We start from the raw sequence: 16,702 nt of genomic DNA on the forward strand, positions 1-16,702 counted from the left end.
GGCGGGAAGCTGCTGTGTTGGTCGGGTGAAAGGAGTTTTCACCCATGGCCGATCCGCAGCATGTCGATACCGCATTCGTAGAGGAAACCAGCGAGGAGCCCCGCATGCCGGGGCACGAAAGCGCGCTGGATCGCCAGCCTCAATGGCAGCCACGCTACCCCGGTTCGGGCCGTCTCGCAGACAAGGTGGCGATTGTCACCGGCGGCGATAGCGGCATCGGCCGGGCCACTGCCGTGCTGTTCGCGCGCGAGGGTGCGAAGGTCGCCATCGCCTATCTCGAAGAGCATGACGATGCGCGGATTACCCGCGAAGCGTGCGAGGCCGAGGGCGCCGAAGTGCTGCTGTCGGCGGGCGATTTGGGCGATCCCGACCATTGCCGCGGGTTCGTCGATGCGGTGATCGGCAAATGGGGCCGGCTGGATGTGCTGGTCAACAATGCCGGCGAACAGCACCCCGACGAGGACGTGACGGATATCACGGCCGAACAATTGCAGCGCACCTTCCAGACCAACATCTTCTCGATGTTCTACCTCGTCCAGGCGGCACGCCCGCACCTGCAGCGCGGTGCGGCGATCGTGAACTGCACCAGCGTGACCATGTACAAGGGCGCGCCGATCCTGCTCGACTACAGTGCCACCAAGGGCGCGATCACCGCCTTCACCCGCTCGTTGTCGGAAAACCTCGTGGCGGACGGCATCCGGGTCAATGCGGTCGCACCGGGGCCGATCTGGACCCCGCTCAATCCCTGCGGCGGCCAGCCGCCCGAGAATATGGACGATTTCGGCGAGGATACGCCGATGGGCCGTCCGGGCGAACCCAACGAAGTGGCCCCCGCTTTCCTGTTCCTCGCCTGCGATGACAGTTCCTACATGTCGGGACAGGTGCTGCATCCCAATGGCGGGATCGTGGTCAACGGTTGACCTGACATGCTGGCGTAATATCTGTCTAACACAGCTCAAGCGAGGAGACAGAACATGCCCAGCCCCTGGAAAGACGCGCGCGGGATCACCGTGACCACCACGCCCACGATCGAGGGCAAGCCGATCCAGGAATACCTCGGCATCGTCACCGGCGAGGTGATCGTGGGCGCGAACCTGTTCCGCGACCTGTTCGCCAATATCCGCGATATCGTCGGTGGCCGCTCGGGCAGCTACGAACGGATCCTGCGCGATGCCCGCGAGCAGGCGATCGAGGAACTGCAGGCCGAATGCGGCTCGCGCGGGGGCAATGCGGTGGTCGGGGTGGATCTCGACTACGAGGTCATCGGCGACACCGGCTCGATGCTGATGGTCAGCGCCAGCGGGACTGCGGTCAAGGTCTGATCAGGCCGCGCTGCTGGCCGCCAGCACCAACGCGATGATCGCGCCATTGTGGAGCATGTGCAGCAGCACGCTCGCCCACAGGCCGTAGTGCACGCGCGTATAGCCCAGGATCGTGCCGGTCACGAATTGCGGCAGGACCAGCGGCAATGCGGTGGCCAGCTGGTCGGCGGGGAAATTGGTCAGGTGCACCAGCGAAAAGCCCAGCGTGCTGAGCCAGAACAGCGCTGGGAACAGGCGCCTGAACCAGCCGATCGTATTGCGATGCCGCAAGCGGTAGACGATCGCCAGCGCTACCAGCGTGCCTGCCGCCAGCGCGACAAGTCCGGCCGTCGCCAACGCCGCGCCGAAAAAGGCCATGGCTGCCAGCCCCGCCATCATTGCAGCGAGGGCTCCCGCCAGCAGGCCGAAGATATGCCCCGGGCGGCCCGACAGCCAGCCGCGGAAGGCGATTTCCTCGGTCAGCGGGGCGATCACCACCACGGCCAGGATGATCCCGGTGCCGATTTCCATTCCGGCGAGCGCGGTTTCCGGCAGGCTCACCCCGGCGGCCATCACCGCGCCTGCAACGCCCACCAGCGCGGCCATGACCAGCAGGTCCAGCAACACCAGCCAGACGACCGCGCGCAGGCCGGCCGCTTGCGGCAGCGGGGCCCGCTCGGGGAGCGTCGGGCGCTTCAGGAAGGCGGCAAACCGCCGCCATTCGCCGCGCATTGAATTCGCGGGCGCAAGACTTGTCGTTGCGGCGTGCATGAGGCTAAGGCGACCCTCTGATTCCAACCATTTCAGCTACGCAAAGCGAAACCATGGCCGGCCATTCCAAATTCAAGAACATCATGCATCGCAAGGGCGCGCAGGACAAGAAGCGCAGCGCGATGTTTTCCAAGCTCAGCCGCGAAATCACCGTGGCGGCGAAAATGGGCATGCCCGATCCCGACATGAACCCGCGCCTGCGGCTGGCCGTCAATGCCGCCAAGGCGCAGTCGATGCCCAAGGACAACATCCAGCGCGCGATCGACAAGGCCAGCGCGCAGGACGGCGAAAGCTACGAGGAAGTGCGCTACGAAGGCTACGGCCCGGGCGGCAGCGCGATCATCGTCGAGGCGCTGACCGACAATCGCAACCGCACCGCCACCGCCGTGCGCACCGCCTTTTCGAAGAACGGCGGCAATCTGGGCACCGAGGGTAGCGTTGCGCACGGCTTCGACCGGCTGGGCTTCATCTTCTACCCGGCCGAGGCCGGCGGCGAGGAAAAGGTCCTCGAAGCGGCGATGGAAGCGGGCGCGGAAGATATCGCCTCGAGCGATGATGGCCACGAAATCTGGACCGCCGCCGAAGACCTGCACCAGGTCGCGGCCGATCTCGAGAAGGCGCTGGGCGAGGCCGAGACGGTCAAGCTGGCGTGGAAGCCCAACCTGACCGTCGACATGGACGAGAAGAATGCGAGCACGCTGCTCAAGCTGATCGACGCGCTGGACGACGATGACGACGTGCAGACCGTGTGGGGCAATTACGACATCTCCGACGAGGTGATGGAAAAGCTGGACAGCTGACCTGGCGCGAATGGGCCTTGGCCGGCGTACTGGGCGCCGCATTCCTGCTGGCCCTGGCCTGGCGGCTCGGATGGCGCATCGGCCTGCCGGGCTGACACGGCGCGGGGGCCACGCCGCATGGCGCTGATCCTCGGCCTCGACCCCTCGCTCAGTTGCACCGGCTGGGGCGTGATCCGCACCGAGGGGTCGCGCATCGTGCATATCGCCAACGGCCAGGTGCCGACCGACGCCAGGGCCCCGATGGCGGCGCGGCTGGCGAGCCTGCAGGCGGCGCTGGCCGATGTCATTGCCGCGCACCGGCCCGACCGCGCGGCAGCCGAAGAAGTCTTCGTCAACAAGAACCCGCAATCGACGCTCAAGCTGGCGCAGGCGCGCGGCTGCGTGCTGGCCGCCTGCGGGGCCGCCGGGCTGGCGGTCAACGAACATGCCGCGCGGCTGGTCAAGAAGGCCGTGGTCGGCACCGGCGGGGCGGACAAGACGCAGGTGCAGGCCATGGTCAAGGTGCTGCTGCCGGGCGTGCAGATCGCCGGCGCCGATGCCGCCGATGCGCTGGCCGTGGCGATCGCCGACGCGCATCTGGCCTAGGCTGCGGATTTCGCACGGCGCAGGCGCGGCCGTCCGCTGTCCAATAGCTGTCCCAAATCCTTCTTATAATTGAAAGACTTTCGCCGCCGGGGTGTCACAAGGCGGGGCTAGGCGCGTTGCAATCCAATCCAACGACAGGGGCCTTCCATGACATTTCCTGCTCTTCGCAGCGCCTTGCTTGCTTCCATCGCTCTCGTTCCCGCTCCGCTGATGGCGCAGGAGGTGGCCGCCGCGGACCAGCCCGCCAGCAGCACCACGATCATCGTCACTTCGCAGAAGATCGAACAGCGCGCGCAGGATGTGCCGATCACCATTTCGGCAGTGACCGGGGACCGGATCGAAGAACTCGGCGTGTCGGATTTGGACGAGCTGTCGAACTATGTTCCGGGGCTCAACATCCAGGAGCAGAGCGCCAACAACCCCGGCATCGTCATCCGCGGGATCACCTCGGATTCGGGCTCTTCGCAGCAGGGCCCACGCGTCACGCTCTATTACAACGGCGTCGACATCTCGCGTTCGCGCGGGTCGTACCAGGCGATCTACGATCTCGAGCGGGTCGAGGTCATCAAGGGGCCGCAGGCGACGCTGTTCGGCACTGCCTCGGCGGTCGGCGCGATCAGCCTCGTCTCGGCGCGTCCGCGCGCAGGCTTCTCGGGCGAGATCACCGGCGGCTACGGCAATTTCGACCAGACGCTGCTGGGCGGGTATCTCAATGCCGGCTCGGACGTGCTGGCCGGGCGTATCGCCTTCGAATGGCGCCAGCGCGATGGCTATGTCGAAAACCTCAACCCCGGGCAGGACGAAGAGCTCTACGCGCAGGACCAGTTCGGCGTGCGCGCCTCGCTGCGGTACACGCCGAGCATGGACCTGACGATCGACCTGATCGGCACCTACGACCAGCAGCGCAATGGCGGTACGCCCTTCATCTCGGGCACGCTCCCGGCCTTCGCCGGCGCACCGGGCGGGCCGGGCAATGCTTTCGAGGATGCCAATCTTGGCGGCTATCCGGCGGGTGCCGCCAGCCTTGGCGACGACCAGCTCGGTCTCGATCGCGAAGTCTACGATCTCAACCTGACCGCCGCGTACGAATTCGGCGACAATTGGACCTTCACCACGGTCAATGGCTATCGCGAGTTCGACAGCGCCGAAGTGTTCGATGCCGATGGTTCGGCCGCGCCGTTTCTCGAGTTCGCCGAAATCGCGCAGGGGCACCAGTTCAGCCACGAAGGCCGGTTCAGCTATGCGGGTTCCGCCCTGCGCGCGTCGTTCGGCTGGAATTTCTTCACCGAGGACGGGTTGCAGAACGTGCCCTTTGCAACCGAGGAAGGCACCTTCCTCCAGTGCCTGACCAGCCTGTTCGGCGCACCGCTGATTGCGGGTATTCCCTGTGTCGCGCCCGATGGCAGTGTGCCCGCGACCGGAGTGACGGCGCTCGCCACCAACGGCGCCGCAAACGCGATTCCTTATGCGTCGGTGTTCGAGAACCAGGGCCGGAACGAAGCCTATTCAGTGTTCGCCGATGTTACCTGGCTGGCGACCGACAGCCTCGAGCTGACTGCCGGCGCGCGGCTGCTCGAGGAAAACCGCAAGTCGGCCTATCGCAGCAATGTCCCGGACGCGGTGCTTAGCGGCGCGCCGCTGATCCCCGGCCAGATCGACACCGGCGGCCGCCTGTTCTCGGCCGAGGACAGTTTCTCGGCGCTGCTGCCGCGGTTCAATGCGCTCTACCGGATCAGCAACGACGCCAATGTGTTCGCGACCGTGTCGAAGGGCCGCCGTTCGCCGGTCGTCCAGATGGGCGCGCGCGTTGACGATGCCGGGAACGTCGTGCCGAACCGGCAGGACATTCCGGAAGAGACAGTGTGGAACTACGAGGCCGGGCTCAAGCTTGCCACCGGCAGGGTCTCGGGCTCGCTGGGCGTCTATTACCAGGTCTATGACAATTTCCAGGTCTCGGTCGAGGAGCTGGACGCCAACGGCAACCCGACCGGCAGCTTCGTCACGCGGAGCGCGGGGGCGGCCTCCAACCTCGGCGTGGAAGCCGAGATCGCGGTCGAGGCCACCGACTGGCTCAGCTTCTTCGGCAATGTCGGCTATATCGACGGCGGGATCGACGAGGACAACAGCTTCGCCCCCGAGTTTTCGGGTGCGCGTTTCCGCCTCCAGCCCGAATGGCAGGCCGCAGCCGGTTTCACGGTCGATTATTCGCTGGGCGGCGGGGCACGGCTGTTCGCCACGCCGAGCATCACGCATCGCAGCCGGATCTACTTCGAAGTGCCCAATAACGAGTTGACCTCGCAGGGCCCGGTGACGCTGGTGAATGCGCGTGCGGGGGTAAGCTTCGCCGGTGACCGCTACGAGATCGCCGGATTCATCCGCAATGCGTTCAACGAGGATTATCTGCTCGATGCGGGCAATACCGGCGGGGCCTTCGGCATCCCGACCTTCATCCCGGCGGAACCGCGCTTCTTCGGCGTCCAGCTGACCGCGAGCTTCGGCGACTGATTTGACAGCGCCGCCGGGGTTCGCGCCCCGGCGGCCTGTTCAAGCGCTGCGCAAGCCGTTAGCGAGGCGCGTTCCAACGAAAACGGGCAGATCAGTGACTGAGACTATCCTTTACGGCATTCCCAATTGCGACACGGTCAAGAAGGCGCGCAAATGGCTCGACGCGCAGGGCGTCGATTACGCGTTTCACGACTACAAGAAGCAGGGCGCCGATCCGGCCAAGCTGGCCGCATGGATCGAGACGGCGGGGGTCGATACCGTGCTCAACCGCCGCGGGACCACCTGGCGCAAGCTGCCCGAAGCCGACAAGGCCGATGTCGATGCGGCGAAGGCCGTCCAATTGCTGCAAGACAATCCGTCCATGATCAAACGCCCGATCGTCGAAGACGGCGGGGCCCTGCTGGTCGGTTTCAAGGAAGACGAATGGTCCGCGCATTTCTCCTGATCCTCGCGGCACTCGGTGCCGTCCCCGCGGCCGCGGCCGCTGCGGCTGAGGGCGACTTTCTCGTCATCGCGCATCGCGGCGCCAGCGGCGAACGGCCCGAGCATACGCTGGCCGCGTATGAGCGCGCGATCGACCAGGGGGCGGACTATATCGAGCCCGATCTCGTGGCGACGAAGGACATGCGGCTGGTGGCGCGGCATGAGACCGAGATCGGCGAGACGACCGATGTCGGCACGCACGAGGAATTTGCCGATCGCAAGCGCTCCAAGACGATCGAGGGGCGGCTAGTGACCGGCTGGTTCGCCGAGGATTTCACGCTCGCCGAATTGCGCAGCCTGCGCGTGAAGGAGCGGCTGCCCGGATTGCGGCCCGCCAATGCACGGTTCGACGGGCTCTACCAGATCCCGACCTTCGAAGAGATCGTGACGCTGGTGCGCGCGAAGGAGGCCGAAGCCGGCCGCGCGATCGGCATCTACCCCGAGCTCAAGCACCCCACCTGGCTGCTGCAGGAAGAGGGAATCGACACGGTCGACCTGCTCGCCACCGCGCTGCGCCAGGCCGATCTCGACGACGCCGATGACCGCGTATTCGTGCAGGCGTTCGAAATCGGCCCGCTGCAGCGGCTGGACGCGCTGGTCGAGAGCCCGCTGGTGCTGCTGATCGCCCCCACCGGCGGCCCCTATGACGAACCTGCGATGAGCTGGGCCGAGATCATGACTCCGACGGGTCTGGCGCAGGTCGCCACCTATGCCGACGGGATCGGGCCCTATCTGGGCCATGTGCTGGCTGCGGACGGAAGTCCGACCGCGCTGATTGCCGATGCGCATGCCGCCGGGCTGCAAGTTCACCCGTGGACCCTGCGCAAGGAAAACGCCTTCCTCCCGCCCGCGCTCCGCCGGGGCACTCCCGAAGGCGCGCCGGGCGATCTGGCGGCGCTTGCGGGAATGGTCGTGGCAGCAGGAGCCGACGGTGTCTTTACCGACGATCCCGCGCTGGTGCTCAGCGCGCTCGGGCGGTGACGATGTAGTTCAGCGACAGATCGCCCGACAGATGCAGCCCCTTGGCGGGTGAGAAGCCGATCCCGCGCGGTTCGCTCATGTCGAGGCCCGCATCGCCGAGCAATTCGTCCAGTTCCTCGGGCGTGATGAAATCGTCCCAGTGATGCGTGCCCTTGGGGATCAGCCCGATGCCTTCCGCCGCACCGATCATCAGCAGGCGCGATTGCGGCGTGCGATTGGGCGTCGACAGCACCATCAGCCCGCCGGGCGCCAGCCGGCCGGCAAGCGCTGCCACGAAGGCGGCTTTGTCGGCGACATGTTCGATCACTTCCATCGCGGTGACCAGGTCGAAGCTGCCGATATCCAGCGCGCCGACCTCGCCCGCGATATAGCGGATATCGAGACCCGCGCCTTCGGCATGCACCGCTGCAGCCGCGGCGTTCTCGGGCGCGGCATCGACGCCGGTGACATCCGCCCCCAGCCGCGCCAGCGGTTCGCACAGCAATCCGGCACCGCAGCCGACATCCAGCGCGGTCTTGCCCGCGAGCGGTTGGCGCGCCTCGATGTCGCCAGCCCAGTGCAGGTCGATCGCCTCGCGCAGCAATTGCAGCCGCACGGGGTTGAGCCGGTGGAGCATGGCCGAAGAGCCCTTGGGGTCCCACCAGTCCTTGGCCAGCCTGCCGAAATGCGCGGCTTCGTCGGCGCGGATCGTTGCGCCCGAAATTGTGCCGGCCGAAGTATTGCTACGCGGCTGTGTGGTTGCATCGCTCATGCCCTCTGGCTAGCAGCCTAGCTCGACGCATTCCAGCACGGAGACCTCTACGCTTGGCCCGTATCGTGATGAAATTTGGCGGCACCTCGATGGCGGGGACCGAACGCATCCGGCGCGTGGCCAATATCGTGCGCAAGCAGCAGGCGCGCGGGCACGAGGTCGCGGTGGTGGTTTCGGCCATGGCGGGCGAGACCGACCGGCTGGTCAATTTCTGCCGCGAGGCCAATGCGCTCTACGACCCGGCGGAATACGATGTGGTGGTGGCCAGCGGCGAACAGGTGACCAGCGGGCTGCTGGCGCTGACGCTGCAGTCGCTCGGTTGCCAGGCGCGCAGCTGGCTCGGCTGGCAGATGCCGATCAACACGATCGAGGCGCATGCCAAGGCGCGGATCGACAGCATCGATGCGGACGCGCTGATCGCCAGCATGGAGCGCGGCGAGATAGCCGTGATCCCCGGCTTCCAGGGCCTCTCGGGCGAGGGCCGGCTGACCACGCTGGGCCGCGGCGGGTCGGATACGTCCGCCGTGGCGGTGGCTGCAGCCATTGGCGCGGATCGCTGCGACATCTATACCGATGTCGACGGTGTCTATACCACCGACCCGCGGATCGTCGCCAAGGCGCGCAAGCAGACCGCGGTGACCTATGAGGAAATGCTCGAACTCGCCAGCGTCGGGGCCAAGGTGCTCCAGACACGCTCGGTCGGGCTGGCGATGAAGGAGGGCGTGCGCGTGCAGGTCCTCTCCAGCTTCGTCGGCGACGACGCGGTTCCCGCAGACGAATACCCCGGCACGATGATCGTGTCGGAGGAAGAAATGAACGCACTGGTGGAGAAGGGCGATATGGAACGCCAGCACGTGACCGGCATCGCGCATGACAAGAACGAGGCCAAGGTGATCCTCACCCGCGTGCCCGACAAGCCCGGCGCGGTGGCCCACATCTTCGAACCGCTCGCCGCGGCCAGCATCAATGTCGACATGATCATCCAGAACGTCGGCCGCGACAAGGGCGAGACCGACGTGACCTTCACCGTGCCGCAGGCCGATCTCGCCCGCGCGCAGGCGCTGCTCGAGGACAAGCGCGACGACATCGGCTACAACCGCCTGATCACCGACAGCAAGGTCGCCAAGATCAGCGTCGTCGGCGTCGGAATGAAAAGCCATGCGGGTGTCGCCAGCACGATGTTCAAGGCGCTGGCCGACCGCGCGATCAACATCCAGGCGATCACCACCAGCGAGATCAAGGTCAGTGTGCTGATCGACGAGGACGAGACCGAACTCGCGGTCCGCGTGCTCCACACCGCCTATGGGCTGGACGCTGCCGACGAGGCGGCATGAGCCACACCGCCCGGATCCTCCTGCTCGGCTCGGGCGAGCTGGGGCGCGAGTTCGTCATTTCGGCCAAGCGGCTCGGCGCCTATGTCATCGCCTGCGACGCCTATGACGATGCGCCCGCCATGCAGCTGGCCGATGCACGCGAAGTGTTCTCCATGCTCGATGGCGACAAGCTGCGCGAGGCGGCCGAGAAGCACCGGCCCGATTACATCGTCCCCGAGATCGAGGCGATCCGCACTTCGGTACTGGCCGAACTGGAGGAGGAAGGTTTCACCGTCGTGCCCTCGGCGCGCGCCGCGCAGCTGACGATGAACCGCGACGCGATCCGCGACCTTGCGGCCAACAATCTAGGGCTCGTCACCTCCCGATACCGCTACGCGAAGAATTTCGAGGAAGTGCAGGCGGCCGCGCAGCACACTGGGCTGCCCTGTGTGATCAAGCCGGTCATGTCGTCCTCGGGCAAGGGCCAGTCGACCGTGCGCGACGCGGCCGAGCTCGAAGCGGCCTGGGCCTATGCCTGCGCCAACATGCGCGGCGACCGCCAGCGTGTGATCGTCGAGCAATTCGTCGATTTCGATTACGAGATCACGCTGCTGACCGTGCGCCACAAGGACGGCATCAGCTTCTGCCCGGCGATCGGCCACCGGCAGGAACGCGGCGATTACCAGGAAAGCTGGCAGCCGACGCCGATGACCGACGCGGCGACCGCCAAGGCGCAGGACATGGCGCGCACCGTGGTCGACGATCTGGGCGGCTACGGCCTGTTCGGGGTCGAGTTTTTCGTGAAAGGCGAGGACGTGATCTTTTCCGAGCTTTCCCCGCGCCCGCACGACACCGGAATGGTCACGCTGGTCAGCCAGAACCTTACCGAATTCGACCTCCATGCGCGGGCAGTGATGGGGCTGCCGGTTCCGCCCGTGCTGCGCGCACGCCCCGCCGCCAGCGCGGTGATCCTCGCCGAACGCGACAGCGCGGCGCTGGGTTACGAAAGCCTCGCCGAGGCGATGGGCGAGGGGGCCGACATCCGCATCTTCGCCAAGCCCACCAGCCGTCCCTACCGCCGCATGGGCGTGGCGCTGGCCACCGCGGGCGATACCGACGAAGCGCGCCGCATCGCGCGCGAGGCGGCGCACAAGGTCCGCATCACCTACGGCGACTGATCAGCCTCAGCCCAGCAGCATCACGTTCATCAGCCGCCCGGGCAGCAGGAAGGCCGCGAGCCCAGGAAAGACCAGTCCGGTGACATAGGTGAAAACGAGCTGCCGCTTGTGTGCCGGGATGTTGCCACGCCGCGCGGTCGCCACCGAACGCCAGGCCGAGAAGATCGTCAGCGGGATGAAGACATGGATCGGGCCGTAGCCGCCGCCCGAAGTGATGAAGATCGCCGAAAAGGCGGTCACCAGCATCAGCGCGAGCCAGATCTTGCCCAGCAGCCGGTGCCGCGCATCGCCCTTGCGCGTCAGCAGCACATAGGCGCCCAGCGGGATCGCGGGGATAACTGCAACCACATGCACCGCGATCGCGGCATGGCGCAGATGCGGCAATTCGGGAGTCATGCCGGTAAGCGCGCGGCCGATCGCGATGACGCAGAGCAAGGTCATCACGGTCCCGATGGTGGCCACCAGCGCGCGGCTGGCCGGACCGATATCGAATGCGGACGGGCGGCGGGGGGCGGGCGGCGCGGACAGCGGAAGTGCGAACATTGTCTGGGTCTCCAGGCGGGTGGTTTCGCCCCCTTGGTGGCAGCGCGCCGCTGGCGGGCAAGCGGGCTTGCGCAAAGGGGCCGATCGCTTCGCGAAAGGACGCGAAATCGGGTGTTTGACCACTTTACGAAGCGCGAACGGGCACTAGTCTGCAGGATATGGAACAGGCCCGCCCCGCTGCAGCGCGCATTGCTCGCAAGCTGGTGATCGATCTGTCGGTCATGACCGCGGTCGGGCTGGTCTTGGCGATCATCGGCCCCTTCGGGACGGCCGCCGCGCCGCTGGCATGGCGGCTGGTGAGCTGGATCGGGCTCGCCTGGCTCGGCTATGCCTTCTACCGTCCGCTCGCCCCGCTGGTCGCCTGGCTGCACCCGCGGCTCGAGCTGCCCCGGGCCGGGCTGTGGATCGGCTTGACCATGCTCGCCACGGTGCCGCTGACGGCAGCGATCTGGACGATCGAATTTCTTCCCGGGCCGGTTCCCGCGCCCACGCTCGAACAGGCGCTGCTGGCTTATCTCAATGTGCTGGCGATCGGGGCCAGCGTCACCGTCGTCTTCTACCTGCTCGAACGCGGCCGGCCGAAGGCGGCGGCGCACGACGCGATGGCCCGGTCCGTCGCCGCGAGCGACGTGCAAAATGCCCCGCAGGGCGAGCCGCATTCCGCATTCCTGCAGCGCCTGCCGGCCGAGCTGGGAAGCGACCTGATCGCGCTGGAGATGGAAGACCACTACGTTCGCGCGCATACCATGCTCGGCTCGGACCTCGTGCTGCTGCGGCTGCGCGATGCGATCGCGGAACTCGACGGGATCGAGGGCGCGCAGGTCCACCGCAGCTGGTGGGTGGCCCGCGATGCGGTCGAAGGCGTCGAGCGCGAAGGGCGCAAGCTGCGGCTGCTGTTGCCGCGGGGGATCGCGGCGCCGGTTGCGCGCAGCCGCATGAGCGAACTGGGCGCGGCCGGCTGGTTCTAAGCATCTTGCCGTTGCCCCGCGCGCGCCGTAAGCGCCGCATCATGACGACCTACCCCAAGACCGCCCGCCTGATGCAGCGCGGCGCAGATTTTCTCGGCAGCGAAACCGCGATTCTGTGCGGCGCGATGAGCTGGGTGTCCGAACGCAATCTGGTGTCGGCGATTTCGAACGCCGGCGGCTTCGGCGTGATCGCTTGCGGGGCGATGACCCCCGAACTGCTCGACCGCGAGATCGCCGCAACCCGCGCGCTGACCGACAAGCCCTTCGGCGTGAACCTGATCACCATGCATCCCGACCTGTTCGAGCTTATCGCCGTGTGCGAGAAGCATGCCGTGGGCCATGTCGTGCTGGCGGGCGGCATCCCGCCCAAGGGCAGTGTCGAGGCGATCAAGGGCGGCAAGAACCCCGCCAAGGTCATCTGCTTCGCGCCCACGCTGGCGCTGGCCAAGAAGCTGCTGCGCTCGGGCGCCGATGCGCTGGTGATCGAGGGCATGGAAGCGGGCGGCCATATCGGCCCCGTATCGACCAGCGTACTGGCGCAAGAAATGCTGCCCGAGCTGGCCGAAGACCACCTTATCTTCGTTGCCGGCGGGATCGGCCGCGGGCAGGCGATCGCGGGCTATCTCGAAATGGGTGCGGCGGGCGTCCAGCTGGGCACGCGTTTCGCCTGCGCCCAGGAAAGCATCGCGCATCCCGATTTCAAGAAGGCCTTCTTCCGTGCCAGCGCCCGCGACGCGGTGGCCAGCGTCCAGGTCGATCCGCGCCTGCCGGTGATCCCGGTCCGCGCGCTGAAGAACAAGGGCAGCGAGGAATTCACTGCCAAGCAGCGCGAGGTTGCGGGGACGCTCGACCGCGAGGAAATCGCGATGAACGAGGCGCAATTGCAGATCGAGCATTACTGGGCCGGCGCGCTGCGCCGCGCAGTGATCGATGGCGATGTCGAAACCGGCAGCCTGATGGCGGGGCAATCGGTCGGCATGTTGAAGGAAGAAGAGCCGGTCGCGGCCATCATCGAGAAGCTGATGTCGCAAAGCGAAGAGGCGCTAACCCGCCGCTGACATGAACCACCGACCGCTCGACCTGGACGTCGCGATCTATCGCGACCGGGTCCAGGTGATCAATCGCGCTACCAAGACCTTTGCCGACCAGCGTGCCTATCGCAGCTTTTCGAGCGATCAGTCCGTGGTCGCCGAACCGGCGCGTTTCGAAGACACGATCGTTCGCGCGATCCGCCAGATCGCGCACGGAGACAAGGCCCTCATGCTGTGCGATCCGGTTGCGCATGTGGTGGGCTGCGAAACCCCGCTCAACCACCTCGAGCGCGGTATCGTGCAGACCGCGCTGCACCAGTCGGGCATCAGGACCGTGGTCTTCGAGATCGACTGACCAAGCCTGCGTTGCGCGCGGCCAAGCGGGTTTGCGCTTGCGCGGCGGGGCGCTTGCGGCACATGGAAGGCCCATGGCCGATCCGCTAGTCCTGACCCTGTCCTGCGCCGACCGCCCCGGCATCACCGCGCGCGTCACCTCGTTCCTGTTCGAGCGCGGGGGCAATATCCTCGAAGCGCAGCAGTTCAACGACCGGCTGAGCGATGCTTTCTTCATGCGCGTCGAATTCGATCCCGGCAGCACCACGCGCGATGCGATCCGCAGCGAATTCGCTGCGCTGGCCGGCGAATTCGCGATGGACTGGAAGCTGGCGCTGCGCGAACGGCCGCGGCGCGTGCTGATCATGGTCAGCAAGTTCGACCATTGCTTGGCCGACCTGCTCTATCGCTGGCGCATCGGTGAACTAGCGATGGAGCCGGTGGCGATCGTGTCCAACCACCCGCGCGAAGCGATCGGCCACACCGACCTCGGCGATATCCCCTTCCACCACCTGCCGGTCACGCGCGACACGAAGGCGGCACAGGAAGCCCAGGTCCGCGCCATCGCGGTAGATACCGATGCCGAGCTGGTGGTGCTGGCGCGCTACATGCAGATCCTGTCGGACGAGCAGGCGGCGCATTTCGCCGGGCGCTGCATCAACATCCACCACAGCTTCCTGCCCGGCTTCAAGGGCGCCAAACCCTATCACCAGGCCTATGAGCGCGGGGTCAAGATGATCGGCGCCAGCGCGCATTACGTTACCGCCGACCTCGATGAAGGCCCGATCATCCATCAGGATGCCGAGAGCATCGGCCATGCCGACACCCCCGATGCGCTGGTGCGCAAGGGCCGCGATATCGAAAGCCGCGTGCTCGCCGAAGCGGTCCGCCTGCATCTCGAGGAGCGCGTCCTGCTCAACGGCCAGCGGACCGTCGTGTTCAGGGGCTGATCAGCGCCGCGTGATGCGCGTCTTGGCGCGCTCCGCCTCCATCGCTTTGTCCTCGTTGGCGCGCTTGATGACATATTGGCGGATCGCCTCGACTTCGTCCTCGGATAGCGAGGGGGCGAAGCTGGCCATGCCGTTGTCGCTCAGCGCGCCGCCATGGACGATCTGCAGCCATGCGGTCCGGTTTTCGAGCGCGCCCGAGCGGCGCAGGTCGGGCAGTTCGGTCGATCCGACCGCGCCCGGGGCGTGGCACACCGCGCAATAGCGCGCGTATTTCGTGCGCCCCAGTTCGATCACCTCCGCGCTCGCTTTCGAAAGCGGCGGATCGAGCGGCGCGAGCGCGAAATCGGGTTCTTCGGGCAGGACAGCGGTCCCGCCCAGCTTGAACACCAGCAGGCGGCTGATGTTGCGCACCGGGTGCATGTTGTCGATCAGCGCGCCATCGGCGGACAGCGCGAAGGCCCCGCCCCAGCCGGCCAGCACGGCGACATATTGTTCGCCGTCCACGGTGTAGGTGATCGGCGGGGCGACCACGCCGGTCTGCGCGGCGAAACTCCACAGCCGCTCGCCAGTGGCCGAATTATAGGCGGCAAACTCGCTGCCCGAATTGCCCTGGAAGACCAGCCCGCCGCCGGTCGCCAGCAAGCCGCCGTTCCACGGCCCGGGATGCTCGACGCTCCAGCGCGCTTCCTGCGCCACCGGGTCCCACGCGACGAGCCTGCCCTTGATCGTGCCCTGCACTTCGCGGCGGATGCCCAGATCGGGCGGCAGATCGCCCGCGCCTAGGTCGAAGCCGATGTTGAACCCGCGCGCGCGGTCGGGCTTCCAGTTGGCTTCGGGGGCATAGAGCATCGCGGCTTCGAATGCGGGGATGTACACTAGGTTCTCGCCCGGGTGGTACGCCATCGGGTGCCAGTTGTGCCCGCCCAGCGGCCCGGGCATCACCAGCGCGGGCTGGCCGGTGATGTCGATCCGCGTTTCGGGATTCATCTGCGGGCGGCCATCCTCGCTCATCCCGGTCGACCAGTTGAGCGGGATATAGGGCTCGGCCGAAATGAACTCACCCGTCGCGCGGTCGAGCACGTAGAAATAGCCGTTCTTGGGCGCCTGCATCAGCACCTGCCGGCTGCGCCCGTCGATTTCCATATCGGCCAGGACGATGTGCTGCGTGGCGGTGTAGTCCCAGGTTTCGCCCGGCGTGGTCTGGTAGTGCCAGACATATTCGCCCGTATCGGGGCGGATTGCGACGATGCTCGAAAGATAGAGATTGTCGCCTTCGCCGCGCCCGTCGGGGCCGGGGCTGCGATAGGCGCGGTTCCACGGGGATCCGTTGCCGACTCCGAAATAGAGCAGGTCGAGCTCGGGATCGTAGGCCATCGAGTCCCACACAGTGCCGCCGCCGCCGATGCCGTTTTCGCTGCCGAGCGCATCGCCGCTCCAGGTCTCTGCCGCCGCCTTGAGGTAGTCGGGCGCGTCATCGCCCTCGTCGCCGGGCACGGTGTAGAAGCGCCACAGCTCCTCCCCGTCGTCGGCGCTGTAGGCGGCGATATAGCCGCGCACGCCGAACTCGGCGCCGCCATTGCCGATCAGCACCTTGCCATCGACCACGCGCGGCGCGCCGGTGATGGTGTAGCTCTTGTCCTGGTCGACCGTGACCTTCTCCCACGCCACCGCGCCGGTGTCGCGGTCGAGCGCGACCAGCCGCCCGTCGAGCGTGCCGAAGAAGAGCTTGTCCCCCCAGGCCGCCAGCCCGCGATTGACCACGTCGCAGCACGCTTTCACTCCGGTTTCGCCGGGCACTTGCGGATCATAGCTCCACAGCGGTTCGCCGGTCGCGGCGTCATAGGCGAAGACCTTGCTCCACGCGGTGGTGACATAGAGCTTGCCGTCCATCACCAACGGCGTGGCTTCCTGCCCGCGCGCAGTGTCCATGTCGGCGAACCAGGCGAGCCCGAGGTCGCCCACGCTGTTGCGGTCGATCTGGGCCAACGGCGAGAAGCGCTGTTCGGAATAGGTCCCGCCATGGGTGATCCAGTTGGCCGGGTCCTCGCCCGCATTGACCAGCCGGACGGTGTCGATCCCGCCTTCGGGTGTTTCGCCCGCTGCCATGCTGCAGCCCGCCAGTGCGCCTGCCAGGCCAAGCGCGGCCATTGCCGCCCAACCGATCCCTCGCATCTTTCTCTCCCCGGCGACATTTGCGTCGCTCTATGCA

General features: G+C 66.7%; 17 protein-coding genes. 13 read left to right on the forward strand and 4 right to left on the reverse strand.

Annotated features, from left to right (window positions below):
- Positions 1–44 precede the first annotated feature (44 nt).
- Complete coding sequence (locus tag GRI55_RS04965; RefSeq protein ID WP_202392333.1) at positions 45–920, forward strand: SDR family oxidoreductase; 876 nt, start codon at positions 45–47, stop codon at positions 918–920.
- Positions 921–1,004: 84 nt separating this feature from the next.
- Entirely contained in the window at positions 1,005–1,322 is a 318-nt protein-coding gene (locus GRI55_RS04970) for a heavy metal-binding domain-containing protein (RefSeq protein ID WP_050601844.1), read from the forward strand.
- On the opposite strand, the gene GRI55_RS04975 is transcribed toward GRI55_RS04970, so the two are convergent.
- Positions 1,323–2,033: a CPBP family glutamic-type intramembrane protease gene (locus GRI55_RS04975; protein ID WP_160766364.1), complete on the reverse strand. Its 711-nt coding sequence runs from the start codon at positions 2,031–2,033 to the stop codon at positions 1,323–1,325.
- A gap of 92 nt (positions 2,034–2,125) precedes the next feature.
- On the opposite strand from GRI55_RS04975, the gene GRI55_RS04980 reads away from it, so the two are divergent.
- The 5 genes from GRI55_RS04980 (at position 2,126) to GRI55_RS05000 (ending at position 7,426) form a co-directional block, all read left to right on the forward strand.
- On the forward strand, positions 2,126–2,872 hold the full coding sequence (locus GRI55_RS04980; protein WP_050601765.1) for a YebC/PmpR family DNA-binding transcriptional regulator: 747 nt from the start codon (positions 2,126–2,128) through the stop codon (positions 2,870–2,872).
- Positions 2,873–2,989: 117 nt separating this feature from the next.
- Positions 2,990–3,457 (forward strand): crossover junction endodeoxyribonuclease RuvC, encoded by a 468-nt coding sequence (gene ruvC, locus GRI55_RS04985; RefSeq protein WP_160766365.1) that lies wholly within the window; start codon positions 2,990–2,992, stop codon positions 3,455–3,457.
- Between the two features lie 147 nt (positions 3,458–3,604).
- The gene (locus tag GRI55_RS04990) at positions 3,605–5,962 is read left to right on the forward strand and encodes a TonB-dependent receptor (RefSeq protein WP_160766366.1); all 2,358 of its coding nucleotides are present in this window, start codon (positions 3,605–3,607) and stop codon (positions 5,960–5,962) included.
- A gap of 94 nt (positions 5,963–6,056) precedes the next feature.
- Complete coding sequence (locus tag GRI55_RS04995) at positions 6,057–6,407, forward strand: ArsC family reductase (protein WP_160766367.1); 351 nt, start codon at positions 6,057–6,059, stop codon at positions 6,405–6,407.
- Complete coding sequence (locus tag GRI55_RS05000) at positions 6,386–7,426, forward strand: glycerophosphodiester phosphodiesterase family protein (protein ID WP_160766368.1); 1,041 nt, start codon at positions 6,386–6,388, stop codon at positions 7,424–7,426. Before GRI55_RS04995 ends, GRI55_RS05000 begins: the two co-directional genes overlap by 22 nt.
- Here the strand turns inward: GRI55_RS05000 and ubiG are convergent.
- Positions 7,407–8,177: a bifunctional 2-polyprenyl-6-hydroxyphenol methylase/3-demethylubiquinol 3-O-methyltransferase UbiG gene (gene ubiG, locus GRI55_RS05005; RefSeq protein ID WP_160766369.1), complete on the reverse strand. Its 771-nt coding sequence runs from the start codon at positions 8,175–8,177 to the stop codon at positions 7,407–7,409. The genes GRI55_RS05000 and ubiG overlap by 20 nt on opposite strands.
- Positions 8,178–8,230: 53 nt before the next feature.
- On the opposite strand from ubiG, the gene GRI55_RS05010 reads away from it, so the two are divergent.
- Entirely contained in the window at positions 8,231–9,511 is a 1,281-nt protein-coding gene (locus GRI55_RS05010) for an aspartate kinase (RefSeq protein WP_050601771.1), read from the forward strand.
- Positions 9,508–10,668 carry a formate-dependent phosphoribosylglycinamide formyltransferase gene (gene purT, locus GRI55_RS05015; protein WP_160766370.1) on the forward strand — a complete coding sequence of 387 codons (1,161 nt, stop codon included), beginning with the start codon at positions 9,508–9,510 and terminating at the stop codon, positions 10,666–10,668. Before GRI55_RS05010 ends, purT begins: the two co-directional genes overlap by 4 nt.
- Positions 10,669–10,674: 6 nt before the next feature.
- On the opposite strand, the gene GRI55_RS05020 is transcribed toward purT, so the two are convergent.
- Entirely contained in the window at positions 10,675–11,211 is a 537-nt protein-coding gene (locus GRI55_RS05020) for a DUF2306 domain-containing protein (RefSeq protein ID WP_160766371.1), read from the reverse strand.
- A gap of 158 nt (positions 11,212–11,369) precedes the next feature.
- Here GRI55_RS05020 and GRI55_RS05025 point away from each other — a divergent pair, with 158 nt between their 5' ends.
- The 4 genes from GRI55_RS05025 (at position 11,370) to purU (ending at position 14,493) form a co-directional block, all read left to right on the forward strand.
- Positions 11,370–12,179: a LytTR family DNA-binding domain-containing protein gene (locus tag GRI55_RS05025; RefSeq protein WP_160766372.1), complete on the forward strand. Its 810-nt coding sequence runs from the start codon at positions 11,370–11,372 to the stop codon at positions 12,177–12,179.
- Between the two features lie 41 nt (positions 12,180–12,220).
- On the forward strand, positions 12,221–13,237 hold the full coding sequence (locus tag GRI55_RS05030; protein ID WP_160766373.1) for an NAD(P)H-dependent flavin oxidoreductase: 1,017 nt from the start codon (positions 12,221–12,223) through the stop codon (positions 13,235–13,237).
- 1 nt (position 13,238) lies between these two features.
- The gene (locus tag GRI55_RS05035) at positions 13,239–13,565 is read left to right on the forward strand and encodes a hypothetical protein (RefSeq protein WP_160766374.1); all 327 of its coding nucleotides are present in this window, start codon (positions 13,239–13,241) and stop codon (positions 13,563–13,565) included.
- Positions 13,566–13,638: 73 nt separating this feature from the next.
- The gene (purU, locus tag GRI55_RS05040; RefSeq protein WP_160766375.1) at positions 13,639–14,493 is read left to right on the forward strand and encodes a formyltetrahydrofolate deformylase; all 855 of its coding nucleotides are present in this window, start codon (positions 13,639–13,641) and stop codon (positions 14,491–14,493) included.
- Here the strand turns inward: purU and GRI55_RS05045 are convergent, their stop codons facing one another.
- The gene (locus GRI55_RS05045) at positions 14,494–16,665 is read right to left on the reverse strand and encodes a PQQ-dependent dehydrogenase, methanol/ethanol family (protein WP_202392334.1); all 2,172 of its coding nucleotides are present in this window, start codon (positions 16,663–16,665) and stop codon (positions 14,494–14,496) included.
- Between the last annotated feature and the right edge of the window lie 37 nt (positions 16,666–16,702).

Source organism: Qipengyuania citrea (assembly GCF_009828015.1).
Lineage (GTDB): Bacteria > Pseudomonadota > Alphaproteobacteria > Sphingomonadales > Sphingomonadaceae > Qipengyuania > Qipengyuania citrea.